General features: G+C 70.5%; 18 protein-coding genes. 8 read left to right on the plus strand and 10 right to left on the minus strand.

Annotated features, from left to right (window positions below; translation table 11 throughout):
- Complete coding sequence (locus J2S43_RS27950) at positions 1-1,308, minus strand: ABC transporter substrate-binding protein (RefSeq protein WP_306834210.1); 1,308 nt, start codon at positions 1,306-1,308, stop codon at positions 1-3.
- Between the two features lie 297 nt (positions 1,309-1,605).
- On the opposite strand from J2S43_RS27950, the gene J2S43_RS27955 reads away from it, so the two are divergent.
- The 4 genes from J2S43_RS27955 to J2S43_RS27970 all read left to right on the plus strand — a co-directional run bounded on the left by J2S43_RS27955 (position 1,606) and on the right by J2S43_RS27970 (position 7,740).
- Positions 1,606-3,588, plus strand: a complete 1,983-nt coding sequence (locus tag J2S43_RS27955; protein ID WP_306834212.1) for a beta-galactosidase — start codon at positions 1,606-1,608, stop codon at positions 3,586-3,588.
- A 111-nt stretch (positions 3,589-3,699) separates the two neighbouring features.
- Positions 3,700-5,208, plus strand: coding sequence for a glycoside hydrolase family 53 protein (locus J2S43_RS27960; RefSeq protein ID WP_306834214.1), 1,509 nt, complete (start codon positions 3,700-3,702; stop codon positions 5,206-5,208).
- 166 nt (positions 5,209-5,374) lie between these two features.
- Positions 5,375-5,512 (plus strand): hypothetical protein, encoded by a 138-nt coding sequence (locus J2S43_RS27965; RefSeq protein ID WP_306834216.1) that lies wholly within the window; start codon positions 5,375-5,377, stop codon positions 5,510-5,512.
- Between the two features lie 1,622 nt (positions 5,513-7,134).
- Entirely contained in the window at positions 7,135-7,740 is a 606-nt protein-coding gene (locus J2S43_RS27970; RefSeq protein WP_306834218.1) for a PadR family transcriptional regulator, read from the plus strand.
- 481 nt (positions 7,741-8,221) lie between these two features.
- Here the strand turns inward: J2S43_RS27970 and ispG are convergent, their stop codons facing one another.
- From ispG to J2S43_RS27990, 4 genes are all read right to left on the minus strand, one after another.
- Positions 8,222-9,400, minus strand: coding sequence for a flavodoxin-dependent (E)-4-hydroxy-3-methylbut-2-enyl-diphosphate synthase (gene ispG, locus J2S43_RS27975; protein ID WP_306834220.1), 1,179 nt, complete (start codon positions 9,398-9,400; stop codon positions 8,222-8,224).
- 16 nt (positions 9,401-9,416) lie between these two features.
- Positions 9,417-10,682: a M50 family metallopeptidase gene (locus tag J2S43_RS27980; RefSeq protein ID WP_306834222.1), complete on the minus strand. Its 1,266-nt coding sequence runs from the start codon at positions 10,680-10,682 to the stop codon at positions 9,417-9,419.
- Complete coding sequence (dxr, locus tag J2S43_RS27985) at positions 10,679-11,887, minus strand: 1-deoxy-D-xylulose-5-phosphate reductoisomerase (protein ID WP_370881788.1); 1,209 nt, start codon at positions 11,885-11,887, stop codon at positions 10,679-10,681. The genes J2S43_RS27980 and dxr overlap by 4 nt, the downstream gene beginning before the upstream one ends.
- A 67-nt stretch (positions 11,888-11,954) precedes the next feature.
- On the minus strand, positions 11,955-12,344 hold the full coding sequence (locus tag J2S43_RS27990; RefSeq protein WP_306834225.1) for a PDDEXK family nuclease: 390 nt from the start codon (positions 12,342-12,344) through the stop codon (positions 11,955-11,957).
- A gap of 231 nt (positions 12,345-12,575) precedes the next feature.
- On the opposite strand from J2S43_RS27990, the gene J2S43_RS27995 reads away from it, so the two are divergent.
- From J2S43_RS27995 to J2S43_RS28005, 3 genes are all read left to right on the plus strand, one after another.
- The gene (locus tag J2S43_RS27995; RefSeq protein ID WP_306834227.1) at positions 12,576-13,667 is read left to right on the plus strand and encodes a YhjD/YihY/BrkB family envelope integrity protein; all 1,092 of its coding nucleotides are present in this window, start codon (positions 12,576-12,578) and stop codon (positions 13,665-13,667) included.
- 398 nt (positions 13,668-14,065) lie between these two features.
- A complete protein-coding gene (locus tag J2S43_RS28000) occupies positions 14,066-14,392 on the plus strand; it encodes a TetR-like C-terminal domain-containing protein (RefSeq protein ID WP_306834229.1) in 327 nt (108 codons plus the stop codon).
- Positions 14,389-15,951 carry a phytoene desaturase family protein gene (locus J2S43_RS28005; protein WP_306834231.1) on the plus strand — a complete coding sequence of 521 codons (1,563 nt, stop codon included), beginning with the start codon at positions 14,389-14,391 and terminating at the stop codon, positions 15,949-15,951. Before J2S43_RS28000 ends, J2S43_RS28005 begins: the two co-directional genes overlap by 4 nt.
- 6 nt (positions 15,952-15,957) lie before the next feature.
- On the opposite strand, the gene J2S43_RS28010 is transcribed toward J2S43_RS28005, so the two are convergent.
- From J2S43_RS28010 to J2S43_RS28030, 5 genes are all read right to left on the minus strand, one after another.
- Complete coding sequence (locus J2S43_RS28010; protein WP_306834233.1) at positions 15,958-17,859, minus strand: 5'-methylthioadenosine/S-adenosylhomocysteine nucleosidase family protein; 1,902 nt, start codon at positions 17,857-17,859, stop codon at positions 15,958-15,960.
- On the minus strand, positions 17,856-19,049 hold the full coding sequence (locus J2S43_RS28015) for a hypothetical protein (protein ID WP_306834235.1): 1,194 nt from the start codon (positions 19,047-19,049) through the stop codon (positions 17,856-17,858). The genes J2S43_RS28010 and J2S43_RS28015 overlap by 4 nt, the downstream gene beginning before the upstream one ends.
- A gap of 258 nt (positions 19,050-19,307) precedes the next feature.
- Complete coding sequence (locus J2S43_RS28020; RefSeq protein WP_306834236.1) at positions 19,308-19,760, minus strand: GNAT family N-acetyltransferase; 453 nt, start codon at positions 19,758-19,760, stop codon at positions 19,308-19,310.
- Positions 19,750-20,655 (minus strand): phosphotransferase, encoded by a 906-nt coding sequence (locus tag J2S43_RS28025; RefSeq protein ID WP_306834237.1) that lies wholly within the window; start codon positions 20,653-20,655, stop codon positions 19,750-19,752. Before J2S43_RS28025 ends, J2S43_RS28020 begins: the two co-directional genes overlap by 11 nt.
- A gap of 87 nt (positions 20,656-20,742) precedes the next feature.
- Complete coding sequence (locus J2S43_RS28030; protein WP_306834239.1) at positions 20,743-22,293, minus strand: Rieske 2Fe-2S domain-containing protein; 1,551 nt, start codon at positions 22,291-22,293, stop codon at positions 20,743-20,745.
- A 185-nt stretch (positions 22,294-22,478) separates the two neighbouring features.
- Here J2S43_RS28030 and J2S43_RS28035 point away from each other — a divergent pair, with 185 nt between their 5' ends.
- Complete coding sequence (locus J2S43_RS28035; protein ID WP_306834240.1) at positions 22,479-22,700, plus strand: DUF2631 domain-containing protein; 222 nt, start codon at positions 22,479-22,481, stop codon at positions 22,698-22,700.
- Positions 22,701-22,765 lie beyond the last annotated feature (65 nt).

The following is a 22,765-nucleotide window of genomic DNA, read 5'->3' on the forward strand; positions in this document are numbered from 1 at the left end:
TCAGCCGGCGACCGTGAAGCCGTTTTTCTGCATGTCGGCGACCGTGGCCGACTGCATCAGGTCGAGCGCGCCGGAGAACGGCGTCTTGCCGGTGATCGCCTTCGCGAACGCGTCCTTGTACGAGTCGTACGTGACGTTCGTGTTCGGCCCCCAGGTGAAGCCGGCCGCACCACCCGCGATCGTCTTCGCGGACGTGTAGAAGTCGGCCTGCTCCGGGAAGAACGCCGGCGGCTTCTGCAGGTGCTGGCTGGACTGCGCGTCGGTCGCGGCCGGGTAGATCGCACCAGCGGTGATCAGCGAGTCGGTCGCGGCCGGGTCGGTGTTCATCCAGGTGGCGAACTTGATCGCGGCGGCCTTGTGCTTCGACGCCGCGGTCACGCCGGTCGACGAGCCACCCCAGTTGCCGGTCTTGTTCTCCCCGGCGGCCCACTGCGGCAGCGGCGCCATCGCCCACTTGCCCTTGGTGTCCGGCGCGTTGCCCTCCAGCACGCCCGGGCCCCAGACCGCGCTCGGCCAGGCGATGATCGTGCCGTCGTTGAGCGCCTTGTTCCACTCCGGCGTGTACATCGGGTTGCCGGAGATCACGCCTTCGTTGACCAGGGTGCCCCAGTAGTCCGCGACCTTCTTGGTGGCGGCGTCGTTGACCGAAACCTTCCACGTCTCGCCGTCGATGCCCCACCAGGACGCGCCGGCCTGCTGGGCGAGCCCGGCGAACCAGCCCGGGTCGTTCGCGGAGAACGTGGTCAGGTATTTCCTGCTGTCCTTCTGGCGGACCGTGCGGGCAGCCGCGGCGAACTCGTCCCAGGTCTTCGGCACCGCGATGCCCATCTCGGCGAAGATGTCCGCGCGGTAGTAGAGCATCATCGGCCCGGAGTCCTGCGGGATCGCGTAGACCGACTCGGTGCCGAGCGTGACCTGCTGCCAGGCGCCGTCGGGGAACTTGCCCTTCACGTCCGCGGTCTGCTCCGCGATGTCGGCCAGCACGTCGTTGCTGACCAGCGTGGGCAGCGACTGGTACTCCACCTGCGCCAGGTCCGGCGGGTTGCCGGCCTTCGCGGCGGTGAGCAGCTTGGTGACGATGTCACCGCCACCGGCCTGCTTGCTCAGCACCACCTTCATGTCCGGGTTCTGCTGGTTCCACAGGTCGACGGTCTTCTCGATGCCCGGGGCCCAGGACCAGAAGCTGAGCTCGACCGGGCCGGTCGGCTCCTCGGCCGCGTCGTCGCCCGCGCCGGTGCACGCGGCCGTGGCCAGCAGCGTGGTGGCGAGCGCGGCGGCGGCGACAATCTTGCCTATCGAAGGCCTCATCGGGAGCCTCTCTTCGACGTTTCGTGTGAGTCGTGAGCGCGTGCGGTTTCGCCCCTTTCGGGGGCGGCATCCCTGCACATCGGCCGGCCGACGTCACGGGTGCCCGTGACGTGGCGGCGCGGCGGTGCCGGCGTTACCGGCACGTGACTAGGTGGAAACAACTGTGAGCGCTCACAGCCTGGCGCTCGGCCTCTCGCCTGTCAATACCTGTATTTGCTGTTCAAAGCTGTGCAATTATGCGTCGCACACGTTGGGAGCGTTCACAGTTCGGAGCCGCACATGGTCCAGGTGTCTCAGTTGGCGGTACCGCAGGTCGCGCCGCTCATCCCCGGGTTGGACCGCATCGCCTACGGCGGGGACTACAACCCGGAGCAGTGGCCCGAGGAGGTGTGGGCCGAGGACGTGGCACTGATGCGCGAGGCCGGCGTCAACCTGGTCAGCGTGGGCATCTTCAGCTGGGCGATGCTGGAGCCTCGGCCGGGCGAGTTCACCTTCGGCTGGCTGGACCGGCTGCTGGACCTGCTGCACGCGAACGGGATCGCGGTGGACCTGGCGACCCCGACCGCGGCGCCGCCGCCGTGGTTCCTGCGCGCTCACCCCTCGGCCCGGCCTTTCACCCGCACCGGACAGCCGCTCGGCGGTGGCGCCCGGCAGACGTTCTGCCCCAGTTCACCCGACTATGCGGCCGCGTCCGAAGCGATCACCGCGGAGCTGGGCCGGCGCTACGGCTCGCACCCGGCCGTGGTGCTGTGGCACGCGCACAACGAATACGGCGGCGCGAACGGGATCTGCTACTGCCCCGGTTCCGGCGTCGCGTTCCGATCCTGGCTGGTCACGAAGTACACGACCCTGGAAGCACTGAACACCGCCTGGGGTACGACGTTCTGGAGCCAGCGATACTCGGACTGGGACGAGATCGAGCCGCCGATCGAGGCGCCGACCGCGGTCAACCCGGCCCAGGAGCTGGACTACTACCGGTTCTCCTCGGACGCGCACCTGGCCAACTTCCGGCGCGAACGGGACCTGCTGCACTCGCTGTCGCCCGGCATCCCGGTGACCACGAACTTCATGCTGGCGAACTGCAAGAACATCGACTACTGGACCTGGGCGGCCGAGGTCGACCTGGTCTCCAACGACCACTACCTCCAGGCGGAACGGCCGGACAACCACATCGAGCTGGCCATGTGCGCGGACCTGACCCGGTCGGTCGCGGGCGGCGCGCCCTGGCTGCTGATGGAGCACTCCACCGGCTCGGTCAACTGGCAGCCCCGCAACATCGCCAAGAAGGACGGCGAGCTGGTCCGGAACAGCCTCGCGCACCTGGCCCGGGGCGCGGACGGGATCATGTTCTTCCAGTGGCGGGCGTCCCGGTCCGGCGCGGAGAAGTTCCACTCCGCGATGCTGCCGCACGGCGGGACCGACACCCGGATCTGGCGGGACGTGGTGTCGCTCGGCGGCCATCTGTCCGCGCTGAACCCGGTCCGCGGCACGCCGGTGACCGCGGACGCCGCGATCATCTGGGACTGGGAGTCGTGGTGGGCGCTCGAACTTCAGTGGCGGCCCTCGGCGGAGCTCTCGTTCCGGGAGCGGCAGGAGGCGTTCTACGAGGCGCTCTGGCGGCGGCACGTGACCGTGGACTTCGCCCGCCCGGACGCGCCCCTGTCCGCGTACCCGGTGGTGTTCCTGCCCGCCGGCTACCTGCTGACCGAGACGGCGGCCGCGAACCTGCGCGACTACGTGGCCGGCGGCGGCACGCTGGTCGTCTCGTACTTCTCCGGCATCGTCGACGAGAACGACGCGGTGCACCCGGGGCCGCACCCCGGCGCGCTGCGGGACGTGCTCGGGCTGCGGGTGGAGGAGTTCCTGCCGCTGCACGCGGGCGAGACGGTCGCGCTGAGCTCGGGCGCGAGCGGGGATGTGTGGGCGGAGCGGCTGCTGCTGGACGGCGCCGCGGTGGTCGAGTCCTACCTGGACGGGCCGGCGGCCGGGCAGCCGGCGATCACGTCGCACGCGTTCGGCGCCGGACGGGCGGTCTACGTCTCCACGCGGCTGACCGGGGAGTCGCTGGACGCGCTGGTGGGCTCGCTGGGCCTGCCCGCGTGCGACCTGCCCGCGGGCGTGGAGGTGGTGCGGCGCGGCGAGTTCGTGATCGCGCTCAACCACACGTCGCGCGATGTCACGGTGCCGGGGTCCGGTGTGGAGCTGATGACCGGCGAGTCGTGCGTGGACGGCGTGCTGGTGCCGGCCGGGGCGGTGCGGGTGCTGCGGACCGGCCCTTGACAGCGACCGGCGTGGATGGTTCCGTGAGCGCTCACAGCGTAGCCTCGATGGCTTTGTGATTTGTGCCTGTCCGGGGCGCTGTGAGCGCTCACAGAATCTTAGGAGCCACGCATGCTTCGCAGATCCGTCCTCATCCCCGTCCTCGCGCTCGGCCTGGTCCTCGGTGCCGCCGCGCCTGCGCTCGCCGCGCCCGCACCGGGCGTCACCAACGGCGGCTTCGAAACCGGCCTCACCGGCTGGTCCGAGAGCGGCAGCCGGGCCGCCTCGTTCGCCGAGGAATCCCGGCTCACCCACTACGCGACGTCCGCCTACCGGGTGGAGACCACGCAGGCCGTCACCGGGCTCGCGCGCGGCCCGCACACGCTGCGCCTGCGGGTCCGGTCGGACGGCAACCAGCCGGACGCATACGTGTCGCTGCGGCACTGCGGCTCGGCCGAGCGGCGGGCCGCGATCCCACGCACCGGCGAGCAGTGGGTGTGGCTGGCCGTCTCCGTGACCGTCACCGGCGGGCGATGCACGATCGTGCTGCACTCCACCGCGTCCGCCGGGCAGTGGACGCACTTCGACGACGTGGCGCTCTCCTATGGAAGTGCACCCGGCCTCGCCGTCCGTGGGGCGGACGTCTCCCACGTCACCAAGAACGAGGATCATGGCGCGGTCTACCGGTCCGCCTCCGGCCAGCGCCAGGACCCGTTCCGGCTGCTCGCCGCGAACGACGTCGACTACATCCGGCTCAAGGTCTGGGTCGACCCGGCCGACGGTTACAACGACCTCGCGGACACGCTGGCGAAGGCGCGGCGGGCACACGCGGCCGGGCAGCAACTGCTGATCGACTTCCACTACTCGGACGCGTGGGCCGACCCCGGCAAGCAGAACAAGCCCGCGGCCTGGGCCGGTCTCGCCTTCCCCGACCTGGTGTCCGCGCTGTACTCGCACACCTTCGACGTGCTCTCCGCGCTGCGGGCGCAGGGCACGCCGGCCGCGATGGCGCAGGTCGGCAACGAGATCAACGGCGGCATGCTGTGGCCGGACGGGCGCTGGGACAACTGGGACGGCCTCGCCGCGCTGCTCACCGCGGGCAGCGAGGCGGTCAAGGCCGCGTCACCGTCCACGAAGGTCGTGCTGCACCTGGCCGAGGGCGGCGACAACGGCGGGCACCGCTGGTGGTTCGACCAGGCCGTCGCCCGCGGCGTGCCGTTCGACGTGATCGCGGTGTCACACTACGTCTACTGGCACGGCACGCTCGGCGAACTGCAGGCCAACCTCATGGACCTTTCCACGCGGTACGGCAAGCCCGTCATGGTCGCGGAGACGGCCTACGGGTTCACGCTCGAGGAGGGCGACCACGAGACGAACATCTTCAACGCCTCGCTGGCCGCGGCCGGCGGCTACCCCGCCACGCCGCGCGGGCAGTCGGACGCGCTGCGCGACATCCTGACCGTGGTGGCCGGCGTCCCGGGCGCGCTCGGCGTCGTCTACTGGGAGCCGACCTGGACGGCGGTCCCCGGCGCCGGCTGGGACCCGGCCGACCCCACCTCCGGCGACGGCTGGGAGAACCAGGCCCTCTTCGACTACTCCGGCCGGGCGCTGCCCGCGCTTCGCGCCTTCAAGAACTTCTGACCTCACCGGTACGGCCGGGCGGCACCGCCGTCCGGCCGGCCACACTGGCCGCCGTGCCGCTGCGCGGTCATCCTCTGAATCGCGACGTGACGTGCCGGCCGCGGGCGGATCCACGCCGGTCCTGCGCCGGCCCCGCGTGGGCGCGTGCAGGCCTCGGGCCGGCGCCGTGAACGGCGTCGCCAAGCGGCTCCGCCACCGCTCCACGAAGGACACGGCCGCCGCCTCGGTGCGCGGCGTCTCCAGCCACTCGGACGCGGCTCTGCGCATCTCCCGAGACGCGATGTCCACGGCGGCGTCACCGTAGTCGAACGGCCAGCCGTCGAGAACGACGTCGAGCTCCGCGAAGATCACGTAGACGCCACCGGCTCCGCGCTCCTCCACGAACCAGGGCCCTTCGGTGCAGCGGATCCGCAGCTCGTCGGCGGCCTCGAAGACGCGGCCGAGATGCCGGCACCGGGGCCGGCCAAGAGGTCCGGAGTCGTGGCCGCGACCAGCCGCCGCATGATCGGATCAATGGCGTCCCGGAAACCGGCACCCGGCCGCGTCCCGCCGACCTGCGTCGCCTCGTCGCTCATGTCGCGATTCTCGCCTCAGCCCGACAGCGACCGCACCGGTGGCCTCGTCTGCCGCCACCGCCCGCTCACGGCAGGGCTCCGCGCCGCCGGCTGGGGCTTCCGCACGGTTCCCGCCGGAGAGGCGCGTCGCGACCTGCCCTTTCCTGGCCTCCGCGGATCCGGCGAGGGAGGAGCGCCAGCGCGGACCGGCGCCCAGCACACTCAGCTCATGGCTTTGACCTGATCTTCCGGGAGGCGTTCGCCAGGCTTGGGCTCGCCGCGGCCAAAACGGGCGGCACACAGCGACGCAGCGCTTTCACCGGCGCGCGAAAGCCCGCGACACCCGCCGATCGCGCGCATGAGTCCCGCGACATCGCCGACCCGGCCCGCGAAAACCCGCGACACCCGCCGACCGGCGCACTAACCCGCGACACCCGCCGACCGGCGCACTAACCCGCGACACCCGCCGACCGGCGCACTAACCCGCGACACCCGCCGACCGGCGCACTAACCCGCGACACCCGCCGACCGGCGCACTAACCCGCGACACCCGCCGACCGGCGCACTAACCCGCGACACCCGCCGACCGGCGCACTAACCCGCGACACCTGCCGAGCCGGCACACGCGAAGCCCGCCACACCCACCCAACCGACACACGAAGCCCGCCACACCTGCTGAGCCGGCGCCCCGGGTGGGCTCTCACGGGCGCCGCGTGCCCGAAATTTCGGCATAAAGAGGAAGGGTGTTCCGTCTCGCGACCCCGATAAGCCCCCCGCAGGCCGGCAGCAGCGCCTGAGTGATCAATCAGTGGAGCAAAAGATAGGTCAACTTCGCTAGTTGACCTATCTTTTGCTCCACTGATTGATCACTCAGGGCCGAATGCGCGGCGTTGCGTGCGGCGGGCGCCACGGACAGGGCACGATATGGAGAGACGCGGGCGCGAAGCGCCCGGCTCGCGTGGTGTCGCGACTACCCGGCCCACTTCGACTCGGCGTGCCGATCCAAGCAGCGGCCGGGATCGGCGGCGGCCACTCGCAGCCGGCAAGCAGGCAGCGATGTCCCCTGATCGATCCCGAATAGGCCTGCCCCTGCCCTGCCGGAAACATCCCGTCTCGTCGCAGCCGGTTGGGCCGGGCATGTTTCCACAGGTCAACGACGCATGGTTCACCGCTCTTCTCAGATCAACGTGAGCTGGTCGACCTCGGACCGGTGCCCGCGGGAGCACTCGGAAAGCGGCCACGCCGGGAGTGGGAAGAGCTGGAAGTTGATCTTCGGGGTTTTCTCGGGGTTGGTGACGATACGTTTCCGATATATCGTCGAACTATCAACGACAGCACGCCGACAGTCTGGTCGGCAGGATGGGGAAGAGCCATGAAGGGCTTCGGCAGGGATTTCTTCGGTGATGAGGCACGGCGACGCGGGTTCGGGTTCCCGCCGTTCGGGCCGGGGGGCATGGGCGGTCCGGGTGGGCCGGGATTCGGGCCGTGGGGGCACGGCGGGCCGCATCACGGGCCCGGTGGGCGTGGGCGTGGGCGCGGCGGGCGCGGGCGGAATGTGCGCGCGGCGGTGCTGGCGCTGCTGGCCGAGCGACCGATGCACGGTTACGAGATCATCCAGGAGCTGGAGCAGCGGACCGGTGGCATCTGGCGGCCGAGTCCGGGGTCGGTCTATCCGACGCTGCAGCTGCTGGAGGACGAGGGGCTGATCGTCGCGGAGACGGACGGCGGGCGGAAGCGGTTCACGCTGACCGAGACCGGCCGGGAGGCGGCGGCGACCGCGGCGGAGACTCCGCCGTGGGCGGAGTTCGGCGACGAGCACGTGTCCCAGGCGCAGGACTTCCGGCAGGCCGCGTTCGGGATCATGAGCGCGCTCAAGGAGGTCGGGGTCAGCGGCACGCCGGAGCAGCGGCAGGCCGCGCTGGAGATCCTGAACGAGACCAAGCGCAAGCTGTACGCGATTCTCGCCGAATCGGAGTGACCGCGGCTCGCGGGCGCGGCCGTCCGGCGGCGGAATGCCGCATCGGAACGCGACACCGCGACGCGGCACAAACCGCGAGCCGGCGCCGCACTGGAGATCGCCGCGACATCGCGACGCGGCCATGAACCGGAAACCGACGCGACACCGCATCGCGACACGAAACCGAAAGCCGACGCCGCACCGGAAATCGACGTAACACCGCGACGCGACACAAAACCGGAAACCAGCACCGCACTGGAGATCGCCGCGACATCGCGACGCGGCCATGAACCGGAAACCGACGCGACACCGCATCGCGACACAAAACCGGAAACCAGCGCCGTACCGCGACGCGGCACGAAACCGGAAATCGGCGCGACGCCGCGACGTGGCCGGAAGCCGGCGCAAGCCGGACCGGGACGTGCCGGTCCTGACGAGAGTGGAACGAAGCGAAGCCCCGGGCCTGGTGGAAGCAGGCCCGGGGCTTCGCCCCTGAAGATTACTAGTGGACCGTCACGATCGGCTTCGTGGCGGGCAGCAGGTCGCGGAGTTCCTCGGGGAGCTCCGTGCCCATCTCGTCGGCGAGGCGGAGCGCCTCCTCGACAAGCGTCTCGACGATCTGCGACTCGGGCACGGTCTTGATGACCTGGCCCTTGACGAAGATCTGGCCCTTGCCGTTCCCGGACGCGACGCCCAGGTCGGCCTCGCGGGCCTCGCCCGGACCGTTCACCACGCAGCCCATGACCGCGACGCGCAGTGGCGCCGGGAAGCCGTCGAGCGCGGCCGTGACCTGCTCGGCCAGCGTGTAAACGTCGACCTGGGCGCGACCGCAGGACGGGCAGGAGACGATCTCCAGGCCACGCTCGCGCAGGCCGAGCGACTCGAGGATCTGGTTGCCGACCTTGATCTCCTCGACCGGCGGGGCGGAGAGCGAGACGCGGATCGTGTCGCCGATGCCCTCGGCCAGCAGCGCGCCGAACGCGACCGCCGACTTGATCGTGCCCTGGAACGCCGGGCCGGCCTCGGTCACGCCGAGGTGCAGCGGGTAGTCGCACTGCTCGGCGAGCTGCCGGTACGCCCGGATCATGACGACCGGGTCGTTGTGCTTGACCGAGATCTTGATGTCGCGGAAGCCGTGCTCCTCGAACAGCGAGCACTCCCACAGCGCGGACTCGACCAGCGCCTCCGCGGTGGCCTTGCCGTACTTCTCCAGGAGGCGCTTGTCGAGCGAGCCCGCGTTGACGCCGATCCGGATCGGGACCTTCGCGTCGCCGGCCGCCTTCGCGATCTCCTTGACCTTGTCGTCGAACTGGCGGATGTTGCCCGGGTTGACCCGGACCGCGGCGCAGCCGGCGTCGATCGCGGCGAACACGTACTTCGGCTGGAAGTGGATGTCGGCGATCACCGGGAGCTGGGACTTCTTGGCGATCGCGGGCAGCGCCAGCACGTCGTCCTGGGACGGGACCGCGACCCGGACGATCTGGCAGCCGGACGCGGTCAGCTCCGCGATCTGCTGCAGCGTGGAGTTGACGTCGGCGGTCAGCGTGGTGGTCATCGACTGCACGCTCACCGGCGCGCCGCCGCCGACCGCGACCGATCCGACCATGATCTGCCGGCTGGCGCGGCGGGGAGCGAGCGGCGGCGGGGGAACGGCGGGCATTCCGAGACTGATGGCGGTCACAAGGCTGTCCTTCGACTCAGTTCAGAGTGATCGGGTTGACGATATCGGCGGTCAGCGTGAGCAGCGTGAACGCCCCGAAGATGAGAATGACGACGTACGTCACCGGCATCAGCTTGAAGTAGTCCACCCGGCCCGGATCGGGCTTGCCGAGGCGCGCGTAGATCCAGGAGCGGATGCGCTCGAACCAGGCGATCGCGATGTGGCCGCCGTCCAGCGGGAGCAGCGGCAGAAGGTTGAAGATGCCGATGAAGAAGTTGAGGACGACCAGCAGGTTGAGCGCGATCGCGTACTCCTGGCGCTCGACCAGTTCGCCGCCGAGCCGGGTCGCGCCGAGCACGCTGATCGGCGTCTCCGGGTCGCGCTCCTCGCCGAGGATCGCGGCCCAGAGCAGCGGGATCTTCTCCGGGATGCGCTTCAGCGACTCGAACGTGTTCTGCACCATGCTGATCACGCCGTGGTACGTGAGACCGAACGCGGCCGACGGACCGGCCACGGTCTTCGGGATGACCGGGCTGATGCCGAGCACGCCGACCGTCTCGATGTCGTCCGGCGTGATGTCCTCGACCGTCTCCACGCCCGAGTCCGGCTTGACCCGCTCGGCCAGCGGGATGACGACCGTGGCGGTCTGCGCGGCGCCGTCACGCTCCCACGTGAGCGTGGTCGACTTGCCGCCGGCCGCGCGGATCAGCCCGCTCATCTGGCCCCAGCCGGTCACCGCCGCGCCGTTCACCGCGGTGATCACGTCACCGGGCTGGAGGCCGGCCTGCTTCGCCGCGCTCGGCGCGCCGGTCTCCGGGTCGCAGTCGACCCGCCGGCCGTCCACCACCACGATCTTCGGGGTGGCGCACGGGCTGACCGCGGCCACCTCGGGCCGCACCTCGTCGGCGCGCGCCGGGTCGCTGAACGGGATGAACGCGAACGTGCCCCAGAGCAGCACGGTGCCGAGCGCGAAGTGCATCGCGGAGCCCGCGCTCATCACGATCGTCCGCTTCCAGAGGGCCTGGCGCCACATCGCGCGCGGCTCGTCCTCCGGCTCCACGTCGTCGTCCTGCGGGACCATGCCGACGATCTTCACGAACGCGCCGGCCGGGATGGCCTTCACGCCGTACTCGATCTCGCCGCGGCGGAACGAGAACAGCGTCGGGCCGAAGCCGATGAAGAACCGGGTGACCTTCATCTTGAAGGCCTGCGCCGACCACATGTGGCCGGCCTCGTGCAGGGCCAGCGAAATGATCAAGCCGATCGCGAAGACCAGCACGCCGACCCAGAACATCCAGCTCATGCAGCTCCCCCGGTCCGGGACGCCGGGCGCCCGGCGATGATTTCTCGGGTGCGCGTGCGCGCCCACGACTCAGCGGAAAGTACGTCGTCGACGGTACCCGGTTCCCCGAAATCGGGGGCCTCCGCGAGAACGTCACGAACGGTGTCCACGATGCCCAAGAACGGCAGATCGCCCTGTGCGAACGCGGCCACGCACTCCTCGTTCGCCGCGTTGTAGATCGCCGGACGGCACCGGCCCTCCCGGCCGGACCGCTTGGCCAGCTCCACCGCGGGGAAGGCCTCGTCGTCCAGCGGCTCGAACGTCCAGGCGCTCGCGGTGGACCAGTCGACCGGCTTCGCCGCGCCCGGCACGCGCTCCGGCCAGCCCAGGGCCAGCGCGATCGGCAGCCGCATGTCCGGCGGGCTGGCCTGGGTGAGCGTGGAGCCGTCCACGAACTCGACCATCGAGTGGATCATCGACTGCGGGTGGACGACGACCTCGATCCGGTCGTACGGAATGCCGTACAGCTCGTGGGCCTCGATCACCTCAAGGCCCTTGTTGACGAGTGTGGCGGAGTTCATGGTGATGACCGGGCCCATGTCCCACGTCGGGTGCGCCAGCGCCTGCGCCGGCGTGACGTCCCGGAGGTCGTCGCGTTTCTTGCCGCGGAACGGGCCACCGCTCGCGGTCAGGATCAGCTTGTGCACCTCGTCCGCGGTGCCGCCGCGCAGGCACTGGGCCAGCGCGGAGTGCTCCGAGTCGACCGCCACGATCTGGTCCGGGCGCGTGATCGCGGCGCGAACCAGCGAGCCGCCGGCGACCAGCGACTCCTTGTTGGCCAGCGCGAGCGTGCGGCCGTGCCGAAGCGCGGTCAGCGTGGGCGCCAGGCCCAGCGAGCCGACCACGCCGTTGAGCACGATGTCGCAGGGCAGCGCGGCCAGCTCGGCCATCGCGTCCGGCCCCGCCACAATTTTTGGGATCTTGAAGTCACCGCTGGTCCAGCCGCGACGGGAAGCCTCCGCGTAGAAGGCGAGCGTCAGATCCTGCGCGGCCGTGGCCTTCGCCACGCCGACCACCTCGACGCCGAGCTGCAGTGCCTGCCGGGCGAGCAACTCGACGTTGCCGCCGCCCGCGCCGATCGCCACCACCCGGAAGCGCTCGGGATTGCGCTCCACGATGTCGATGGCCTGCGTGCCGATAGACCCGGTCGAACCGAGCAGAACGATGTGCCGAGACGAACTCACGCCCCCATCATCCCCCACGTTCCCTGGAAGCCCGCTGACCGCCCGCCGCTCACTCGTCCACCAGCTCAACCGGGTCGACCGCGAACTCGAACGGTTCCGTCATCATGAACGCGCTGCCGGCCTCCGCCCGGACGACCGGCCGGTAGGCCTCGCCGTCGCGCTCGTGCAGGATCAGCCCCGGCCCGCGCCGTTCTCGGCAGTCGAGCACGAGGTAGTGGGTGAAACCGGCGGCCGCGTAGGCACGCGGCCGGTCGATCAGTCCTGGTCGATCACCCGCGATCACCTCCCCGACCAGCAGAACGTGCTCGGACGCCACGGCGGCCCGGTCTCCTCCGCGCTCCCGCAGCACCACGATGTCCGGAACGAACAGATCAAACTCTGAAATCACATTGATCCGCAGGTACGCGAGGAGTCCGCGCTCCCACAGCCGGGTGATCAACTCGAACTCGGCCGTGGCGCAGTCGACCGGCCGTGCCTGGGAGTGGCCACGACGCTGCCGCGGTAGACCTCAGTGCGAGGCCCGTTGTTCGCCGGCATCAGCTCCAAGGCGAGATCCGCGGTCCAGACGCGGTCGTCGAGGCGGGCGATGACATCGAAGTCGCGCTGCGGCGGCTTTACCACGTCGCCGACCGTAGCGTGCGAAGGGTCTGAGCGGGGAACAGGTAAGTCCATGGGGATCTTTCGGCCGCTGAAGGGGCGGGATCTGGCGCTGCATGCGGCGGCGATCACGTTCTATGGCGGAATCGCGGTGGTGCCGGTGGCGTTGCTGGCGATCTGGGCGGCGAGCATCCTGGCCGGGGCGGACGGGATGCGGGCGCTGGCGAACCCGGCGATCGACGCGCTACCGGACCGGATCGGGGCGGACCGGGCGGCGGCCGGGTTGCTGGAGGCGGGGCTGGGGCTGACTCCGGGACTGGCGCTGGCCGCGCTGCTGCCGGCCACGTTCTACGGCGAAGGGCTGCGGCGGGCGTTCGTCTCGGTGGCCGGGCCGCGGGAGTCGCTGGCCGGGTGGCGCGGCCGCGTGCTGCTGCTGCCGATCCTGGTGGCGTCGCCGGGGCTGCTGGCGGCGGCGCTGGCGTGCGTGCCGTTCGCGGCCCGGCTCTTCGATCAGGGCGGGTGGGCGCGGTTCGGCGGGATCGTGGTGTCGTTCACGGCGGTGTGGCTGGTGCTGACGCCGGTGCTGATCTGGGTTTATCACGGGCTGGCGCCGGGGCGGGCGCCGGGCTGGGTGCGGACCGTGCTGGTCGGGTCGTTCACGGCGGCGAACCTGTCGGGGTTCCTGCACGGGTTCATCCTGTTCTGCGCGCTGCCGCTGGATCTCGGGCTGCCGTTCGGCGGGCTGGACATGGTGGGCGGCGTGGTCGCGGTGGGGCTGTGGCTGTACCTGTTCCACGTGATCGTGCTGGCCGGGTTCGCGGCCAGCCGCGCCGGCTCCCGGCACGCGACGCCGGACCCGGCGACAGCATCCGAGCCGGACCAAGCAACAGAACCGGCCCAGACGGCAGAACCAGCCGCAGCGGCAGAACCCGACCAACCAACAGAACCGGCCAAGGCGGCAGAACCAGCCGAAGCAGCAGAACCACCCCAAGCAACAGAACCGGCCCGGACGGCAGAACCAGCCGAAGCGGCAGAACCGGGCCAAGCAGCGGAGCCGGCAGCAGGGCCCGCCATTCCGGCAGGGCCGACGGTGACTCCACAGGCGACGGGTCCGGAGAACACGGCGGCACGGCGCCCGCCGGCGGCGACAGCGCCCCGGTCGTAGCCGATGCCGCAGGCCCGGAACGTGGCGGCATCGGGGACGGTGCCGGAAGGGACGGCCCGGGCCGGGGGCGCGGGCGGCGCCGGGGGCGGGCGGCGTCGGGCCGCGGCGTCGGAGGGAGTGCGGGCGGGACGGGCGCTCGCTTTCCGGACCCTCGAATGATCTTGATCTGGTTCTAGGGAGCGGCGCGCCGACCCGCCGGGTGCGGACCGCCACCGTCGCGGAGATCAAGGCGGTCGCCCGGCGGCTGCTGGTGTCCGGCGGGCCCTCGGCGATCTCGCTGCGCGCGATCGGGCGCGAGATGGGGATGACCGCCCCCTGCGCTGTATCGATACTTTCCCGGCCTGGACGCGCTGGTCGGAGCGCTGTCGGCGGATCTGTTCGCGGAGCTGACCGCGGCCGTGCGGACCGTGCGGGACGAGTTCGCGGGCGAGCCGCCGATGGTGCGGCTGACCGGGATGGCGCACGCGTTCCGGCGGTGGAGCCTGGCGCATCCGCGGGAGTTCGCGCTGATGTTCGGCGGCGTGCGCGAGGAGTGTGACAGCTCCGGGTTCGCCGCGCTGTTCCTGGAGGAGCTGTCCGGCCCCACGGACCTGCTGGTGCTCGCGTGGAGCCGGGTGTTCGGGCTGCTCGCGCTGGAGGTCTTCGGGCACGTGCGGTGGGACTCGGAGCCGCTGTTCGCGAGGGAGCTCGATCTCCTCACGGAGGCGCTAGGCTCGCGGCCATGACGACCTCGCGGGCCGATGTGATCATCGTGGGTGCCGGGCACAACGGGCTGGTCTCCGCGATCCTGCTGGCCCGCGCGGGTCTGGACGTGGTGGTGCTGGAGGCGTCGGACGTGATCGGCGGCGCCGCGCGCACCGAGACGCCGTTCCCGCGGGTGCCCGGTCTGCGGCATTCGACCGGGTCGTACCTGCTCGGTCTGATGCCGCCGGAGTTGCTCCGCACGCTGGACGTGAGGATTCCGGTGCTGCGCCGCGACCCGCACTACTTCCTGCCCACGCCCGACGGGCCGTACCTGCTTTTCGGCCGCGACCGCGAGTCGACCCGGGCGCAGATGACGTCGTTCTTCTCGGCCGCGGACGTGGCCGCGGACGACGCGATGCAGGCGGAACTGGCCGCGCTGCGCGACGATCTGGCCCCGGCCTGGCTGGCCCCGCCGATGCCGGTCGAGGAGACCGCGTCCCGCTACATCCGGCCCTCGCTTCAGTCGGCCTTCGTCGACCTGGTGCGCGGTTCGGTGGCGGACTATCTCGCGCGGTTCGATTTCGCGTCGGAGCTGCTCGTCTCCATGTACGCGGTGACCGACGGCCTGTCCGGGCTCAACGCGGGCCCGGACGATCCCGGCACCGGCCACAACTTCCTGGCCCACAACATGTGCCGGCTGCCCGGCGCGGACGGCACCTGGATGATCGCCGAGGGCGGGATGGGCACGGTCTCCGCCACGTTCGCGGCCGCTGCGCGGAATTCAGGAGCCACAATCCTCGTGGGTACGGAGGTGAGCGCGATCACCGTCGACGGAGGCGCGGTGTCCGGCGTGACGCTGGCCGACGGCCGAGCCGTGACCGCGCCCGTCGTGCTGGGCGCGTGCGACCCCTACCGGCTGATGTCCCTGGTCCCGGCCGGCGCGCTGCCGCCGGCGCTGGTCTCGCGGATGGAGGCGGTGCGCCGGCCCGGGACGACGCTGAAGGTCAACCTGGCGCTCTCCGGGCTGCCGGACTTCTCCTGCCTGCCGCCGGGGTCGCCGAGCCCGTTCGGCGCCACGATCCACCTGCTGCCCGGTTCGTCCGCCGGTGGCGCGCCGATGCGGTCGCTGCGCCGGATGTGGGCGTCCGTGGTCGCGGGGGAGCTACCGGACGAGCCGACCATCGAGTGGTACCTGCACACCACCGTGGACCCGTCGTTGCAGGACCCGGCGGGACACCACTCGTCCGCGCTGTTCGTGCAGTCCGTGCCGTACGCGCTCGCCACCGGCACCTGGGAGGCGGCGCTGCCGTCCTACGTGGACCGGCTGCTGGACATCTGCTCTGCTTACGCGCCCGGCACCCGCGACCTGGTCGCGGACGTGGTGCCGCTGACCCCGCCCGGCATCGAGTCCCACTTCGGCATCACCGGCGGCCACATCCACCACGTCGACAACACGGTGTCCTTCACCGACCGGATGCCGTACGCGACCGGCCTGGACGGCCTGTATGCGGGCAGCGCGGGCACGTTCCCGGCCGGCAGCGTGATCGGCGCGGCCGGCCACAACGCAGCCCGGGCGATCTTGTCCGACCTGGGCAGATAAGGAGCGTCAGTGCGGCCTGCCCGGCACCGTCAGTCGCCGGGCCGCTATCGCGTGCAGCACGAACTCCGCCGCGTTCGCGGAGGCAGCGTCACGATTCGAGTCGTTCCTGTTCTCGTCACCCCAGTCGGAGATGCCCCGGACCGCGGCCCAACCCGTCCGAGATCCGGACACCACGCCGGCGAGCACGTGGACCTCCATGTCGGCGCCCTCCGCGTCACGATGACGGCTACGCAGGTCGTCCGTGCTACGCGCGGCCCGGTGCAGCTTTCCCGAACCGACCATCGGGCCGAAGTGGACCTCCGCACCCGTCCAGCCGTCGGTCGCCGTCACGAACGCGCCGAGCGCCTCCGGCGACGCGTCCGCACGACCGGCGCGCTCACGCAGCCGGAGGCCGTCCCCGTCCGCGCTGACCTCCTGATGGTCGTCGTTGCGCGCCTGGGTGCAGACGACGATGTCCGCGAGCCGCTGACGGTCTGGTTTCAGGCCGCAGCACTTGCCGACCAGGATCAGCAGGTCGGGCCTCCAGGCCCGGACCACTTCCCGGCCGGCGACGGCGACCGATGACGGGGAGTGATCTCCTCCGATGGCCGTCAGCAGCATCACGTCGGCGCCACCGAGCGTGCCCAGGTCGAGGACCGCGTGACCGTTGCGGGTGCCGGGCTCCGGGACGAGCCCGTGCCGATCCCGCGCCACCCGGAGCGTCGCCTTCTGCTCGTCCTCCCGCGCGACGACCAGCAGGATCTTCGTGCGCCCACCGACCCGCCCCGCGTGGTCGTCGAAACGTCGGTTCAGCCGGCGCAACGCCTGCCAGCCCTGGCTGACCGCCACGCCGATCACCAGAATTCCGGTCACCGCCAACACGGTCATGAGATATCCGAGGACAGTCGCGCTGAACGTCGCGGGCCGAAGACCCTCGGGGTCGCGCGCGACCAGCTGCCACACCAGCCAGTGCAGGGCGTCCGCGTACCGAATGGGTCGACCGGCACATTCGTCGCCGCAGGCATCCCGCTCCCAGCCCGCGACCAGCCGCGCCAGCATCAGGATGACGGCCGCGCAGCCACCGGCGTACCAGAAGACGAATCCGCCCGTGTTGAACGTCCTCAAGGGCGGCTCCGGGACCTGGTCGTACGGCTCAAGCGTCACGAGATCCGCATCCTCGCCGAACGGCAGACTCACCCGGCGCTGCCGCAGGAGGGCCGCGCGCATCGCCGTCGTCGTCGCCCCGCCCGGCAGTAGCACCGCGGTCTCCGTCACCGGGACGTCTTCCGGCTGGGTACCGACCTGGGCGCTCACCTGCTCGGTGCGCTGAATCAGCAGTTCGCGGAGTCGCTCGGAGATCTCGCGCAACAGCAGACCTGCCCGTGCCGGATCAGTCTCGTGGCACAGCCGAACGGACCATTGCTTGGGCGCCAGCACCTCGGCGGGCGTGCTCCGTCCCGTGACAGTCCGAACGATCGAGGCTGTCATCGTGACGATGCCGCCCAGCATGCATCCGGCGATATAGACAACGCCGAGCAGCACAAGCACGATCGCGGGTACCGCACCGGCCAGGAAAACGACCGGGACGGCGAGCGCCATCGCGGACAGCGGGGGCACGACGAAGCAGAGCAGTTCCCACTGGCGATCGACCACACGCAGGAGCAGCAGCCGGATGCCGCCCGCCGCGATCGGCCAACCCTGGCCGATCGGCGGCTCGAGCGTGGCGAAGCTGTCCGGACCGAGCCAGACCAGTCGTCGCTCTCGCTCGGCGACGTAGAGTCCGATGGCCAGCGGCCCACGGGCACGGAACAGGCCGAGGGCTCCGCGTGGCCGTGCCGCCCGCTCCGCGGAAGGGCCGAGTTCAGCCGCGTGCACCGCCGCCGCGGCCGCTCGGCACTCCGCGAAACCGGGACCGCCGGCGCTGATCACAGAACTCGCTCGACGTTGGACGTGGCGAACGCCCGGACCAGCTGTCGCTGACTCTCGAACAGTGAGCCGGATGCGCGGGAGATCGTGTAGTGCGGCATATCGCCTCGTTCCAAGGGGGTTCCGGAACTCGCCGGCGCCATCAGGTACGGCGATGTCAGCATCAGGGCGTGCGGCTCGTCGAGATCGATCGCCAGGCACGCCATGCCGGGGTAGTCGTCCGTCTGCAGCACTTCCAGGCGATCGGTCACGTTCCCGTGCCGGGATTTGAAGGTCCGCAGGCAGCCGAGGGCCTCCGTGGTCTTGCCCACCAGATCCTCTCCCCGCTGCCGGGAAAGCAAAGCCGTGGCTTCTGACCTGGGATTCATCAGCACAATACGGAACGTGCCACCCCGTTCCAAGAACGTCAATACCGCATCACGAAAGTGCGCGGGCCGTTCCGTGGTGACGAGATATCGGGAGGACGTCCGCACGGACGTGCCGAGGTCGATCACCTCCGAGGCGGCCGCCCGGATCATGCGAGCCTTCTCGAACTGACTCGGGCGCTCGACGTACGCACGTACCGGCACGGCACCGCTCAGCCCACGCGACGCGAGCCAGACCGCCGCCGGACGAACATCGTGTGCGAGCAGGTAGACACCACGTCCTTCGAAGGTGCCGACCGGCTCGAAACGGTCCGCGTCGGGCCCGGCGACGCGCACGACGTCCTCGAAAACGGCCGCGGTGTCCGGCGGGGCAGCCTTCTGGAGGTGCGCCGCGAAGTGCAGGTCCGGCGAGTGCAGCAGGTCCCGGAACTCCGGCCCGCGGTAGCGCAGGACTCCCCGGTGCGCGGCCAGGCGCAGGCTGAGCCGCCCGGCCACGCCGAGCTGGGCGAACTCGTCGCGCAGGTGAGGCAGATCCAGAGTGAGCAGGCTCCGCAGGAACTCGAGTGTCACGTCCCGGGCGATGCTCTCCTCATCGTCGTGTACGACGATGAGTCCTCCGTCGCCGGCCCAGTGCCAGACGCACGCGAATTGCGCGCGATTCCGGTCGGCGATGTGCGCGAGCCGTGAGGCGATCTTGTGGTGCAGAAGATCGAATCCACGCGTTGCGCGATCACGTGGGTTGCCGGCCACGATGGTCGAGTAGCCCGCCGCGTCGACGAAAATCAAGAATGCGTTCTCGTAGGCCGCCCCGCTCGTCAGCTGATCCATCAATCCACTGTGCCGACGATCGGCCGCGGTGGCCACTCCGCGAGCCGATCCCCCGCGCCTGTTCGGGAAGGATCATCGATACGGCTGTCTTCTCGCGGCAAGCACCGAACTCACGCCGGCGCACGGGGCGGCCGGGTCACGCGGACCACCCCGGCGATTTTCGAAACCACCCGCGGACGTGCAGGGAGGCCGCCCGCGGCCGACCGGTGCCCGCGGGAGCATGCCCGACGTCACCACGCCGGAAGCGGGAAACGATGTCTAAGGTCTTGAATGTGCCGGTGGCCGGGCCATGAAGGATGTCTTGTCGCCGGTGGAGAAGCCGCAACTGCGGTAGAAGGCGTGGGTGGCCGGGTTGCGGGAGCCGGTGGCGAGCATGGCCTTGTAGCAGCCGGCGGACCAGGCGGCGTGCAGCGTCGAGGCCATCAGGCGTTTGCCGAGGCCCTGGCCGCGCAGATGCTCGTCGACGACCACGTTCTCGATGATGGCGTAGGGCGATGCGGAGCGGCTGAGGTTGGGGATGATGTTGAGGTAGGTGGTGGCGGCGACCGTGCCGGCGTGCTCCCACACGAAGAGGTGCAGGCCCGGGCTGTCGAGTATTCGCTGGTAGGCGACGCGGTCGGAGCCGTCGGTCAGGATCGGGTCGCCGGGGTGGAGCTGGCGGTAGAGCCGGATGATGGCGTCGAAGTCGGCCGCCGTCGCCTCACGGAACATGGGGCGAGTCCGCGTCGAGGATGTTGGACAGGCGGGCATGGCATTCGGCGACGAAGGCGGGGAACGTGTCCCGGTAGTAGGCGATGCCGCTGACGCCGACGATGATCGCCCAGGCGCGGGCCCGCTGCCAGGTCGCGTCGTCGATGTCGAGGGCGGCGCGGTACGCCTCGCGGGCCTCGGCGGGCAGGTCCCAGGTGGGGGCGTGCTCGGCGTCCGGGTGGCCGACCGCGAGGCCGGCGAAGTCGATCACGGCGTGCAGGGTGCCGTCGCGGGCCAGCAGGTTCGTGGGTTTGAGGTCGACGTGCAGCAGGACGTGCGGGCCCGGCGGGTCGGGCAGCGCGAGCGCGTCCCGCCACATCCGCTCCAGCGTGTCCAGGCCGGGGACCAGACCGGCGCAGTCGGCGAAGCCACGGTCCACCCAGTGACCGGCGTCGCGCAGCAGACCGCCGCGGTAACCGGCCAGGTCGCCGGCCCGGACCGCGCCCATCGTGCCGAGACCGTGCAGCGTGCGGACGAAGCCTGCCAGGTCGCGGCCGAAGGCGGCCCAGTCGTGGACCGTGTCCGGGGCGGCCTCGGCGCCGTCGATCCAGCGGTAGATCGCCCAGGGCAGCGGGAAGTCGTCCGACGGCGAGCCCTGGTGCACCGGTTCCGGGACGGTGAGCGGCAACAGCGGGGCCAGGCGGGGCAGCCAGGTCTGCTCCTTGCGGAGCATGCCCGCGTTGTGTGCGTTGCGGGGTACCCGGACCAGTAGGTCGTCGCCGAGGCGGAACATGGTGTTGTCGGTGCCGGCGCCGGCCCGCTTCAGCGGCAGGTCCGCCCACTCCGGTCGCTCCCGCGCCAGCAGCGACCGGATGATCGACTCATCGACCGGGATCTCGTCCTCATGCAGTGCCACGGCCGCGATCATCGCGGGACCCGCCGCGCCCGGCAAGCGATTTGCCGGCCGCGCCCGGCACAACGATCTGCCGGGCGCGAGCGGCGGTCAGGCGCTCTTGCGGTCCGCGCGGATCTTGTGGCCGACCGAGGTGAGGCAGCGGCCGGACGGCAGGTCGAAGCGCCAGCCGTGCAGTTGGCAGGTGAGCTGGTCGCCGTCGACGATGCCGAAACGGCTCAGGTCGGCCTTGAGGTGCGGGCAGCGGCGCTGCACCTCCCAGTCGCCCAGCTCGATGCTCTCCGCCTCGACCGCGCGCTCGTGCTCGTCGTACCAGCCCTCGGCGTACTGCAGGCGCTCGGTGGAGAGGCACTTGAAGAACGCGTAGACGAACTCGTTGTACTGCCCGATGCGGGCCGCGGAGAAGCGGCAGGAGAGGAAGAGCGAGTTGACCCAGTCGACCTCACCGGTGAAGAGCAGGTGCTCGATCAGCGCGCGCTCGGTCTTGAAGCGGTAGCGGACCTTCTCGTCCGCGTAGTGCCGGACCTGCTTGCCGGGGAAGTCGACCACGATCGACTCGATCGACTCGCCGTCGTAGCCGACCAGGTCGAAGCGGACCGGGCCGCCGACCCCCTTGGCCATGTAGATCGACTCTTCGAGCAGCGGCTCGATGCGGCGCTTCATCTCGGCGAGCACGTCGATCTCCGGGTGCCGCCAGGACGCCTTCTCGGCCTCGATGATCGGGCGCTTGCGCTCCCGCATCTCCTCCAGGTGGGCGACCTTGTTCGCGAAGAACTCGTCGACCGGCACCGGGTGCGTGGTCTCGATGCCGCCCTCCGCGTTGAGCACCGACTCGGAACCGGGCAGCAGGACCACGCCGTTGGTGCCGCCGACCTTGGCATATTCGGTGAGGAACACGCTCTGGTCCGGGAAGATCGCACCCTCGTCACCGAAGATGTCGTTGAACTGGTAGAGCGAGTCGTCCAGGAAGCACGGCGGGCCGGCGATCGGGAAGACGTGGTCGGCCTTCAGGTCGTCGATGTAGCGCCAGGTGCGGTCGAACTGCCGCTCGCGCTTCTGCTTGCCGAACGCGCGCTTCGCGGCCTCGGGCAGCTCGTAGACCATCGGGTACCAGATCGCGCCGGAGAACTGCAGCATGTGCGCGTGCACGTGACCCAGCTCGGCGAAGCGCGACAGGTCGGACGGCCGGGCGTCGTTCTGGTTGAGCAGGCGGACGCCGTCGTACTCCACCCATAGCGAGGAGTCGCCGATCGGGCCGTCGGTCGGCGAGATCAGCGCCTGGATCATGATCTTCAGGCCGCCGTCGAGCTCGACGACCTCCTCGTTCCTCGTCTTGATGAAGCTGCGGAAGCCCAGCTCGCGCAGCTCGTCCTCGAGCTCGCTGGTCGGGTATTCGGGCAGCAGCACGGCGGTCTTCTTCGACACGAACCGCTTCAGGTTCTCCGCGTCGAAGTGGTCCCGGTGCAGGTGCGAGACGTAGAGGTAGTCGACCTGGCCGAGCGACTCCCAGTCCAGCTGCGAGTTGTCCGGAAAGGGGAACCACGACGCGAAGAAGGCGGGGTTCACCCACGGATCGGTGAGGATGCTTCCGGCCGCGGTGTCGATCCGCATGCTCGCATGACCGGTTCCCGTCACTCGCACGGCAGGGCTCCCTTAAGCTACGACGGTCGGTGGTTCGGGCCAGACGTTACCGGACCCGCGAGGACCGCCTCCGGTGCGTCGGCGAAGAGGCTGGCTGCGTCACAGGAGGCTTGCTGCATCGGCGGCATCCAGCGCATGTCAGACTAACCGCGGATGTGAACGCACAGCGCGAGGAAGGACCCACAGTGGCGGATAGCGAGCCGGTGGTCGCACCCGATCAGCTCAAGCCCGGCAACCGCAGGGCGGGACGCATCCTCGGGGTGCTGACCATCGTGGCCCTGCTGGCGTGCACCTTCGGGAACCACGAAGGCAACATCGAGAACATCTTCCTGTACGTCTGCGCGGCCGGCATCGCCGTCACGCTCATCGGCGACGTCGTCCTCCGCCGCGCCGGCCTGCGGGAATAGCTACTCAGCCTTCGGCGGATTAAAAGATCAAGCCCGCTCCCACGGTACGCCGGGGAGGCGGGCTG

The organism is Catenuloplanes nepalensis (assembly GCF_030811575.1).
Classification (GTDB): Bacteria; Actinomycetota; Actinomycetes; order Mycobacteriales; family Micromonosporaceae; genus Catenuloplanes; species Catenuloplanes nepalensis.

What these genes read in the sequence shown, in the direction of transcription:
- J2S43_RS27950 (WP_306834210.1), bottom strand. Translation starts at nt 1,308, where the DNA reads ATGAGGCCTTCGATAGGCAAGATTGTCGCCGCCGCCGCGCTCGCCACC.
- J2S43_RS28020 (WP_306834236.1), bottom strand. Translation starts at nt 19,760, where the DNA reads ATGTTCCGTGAGGCGACGGCGGCCGACTTCGACGCCATCATCCGGCTC.
- J2S43_RS27970 (WP_306834218.1), top strand. Translation starts at nt 7,135, where the DNA reads ATGAAGGGCTTCGGCAGGGATTTCTTCGGTGATGAGGCACGGCGACGC.
- J2S43_RS27960 (WP_306834214.1), top strand. Translation starts at nt 3,700, where the DNA reads ATGCTTCGCAGATCCGTCCTCATCCCCGTCCTCGCGCTCGGCCTGGTC.
- J2S43_RS27995 (WP_306834227.1), top strand. Translation starts at nt 12,576, where the DNA reads ATGGGGATCTTTCGGCCGCTGAAGGGGCGGGATCTGGCGCTGCATGCG.
- J2S43_RS28005 (WP_306834231.1), top strand. Translation starts at nt 14,389, where the DNA reads ATGACGACCTCGCGGGCCGATGTGATCATCGTGGGTGCCGGGCACAAC.
- J2S43_RS27980 (WP_306834222.1), bottom strand. Translation starts at nt 10,682, where the DNA reads ATGAGCTGGATGTTCTGGGTCGGCGTGCTGGTCTTCGCGATCGGCTTG.
- J2S43_RS28015 (WP_306834235.1), bottom strand. Translation starts at nt 19,049, where the DNA reads ATGGATCAGCTGACGAGCGGGGCGGCCTACGAGAACGCATTCTTGATT.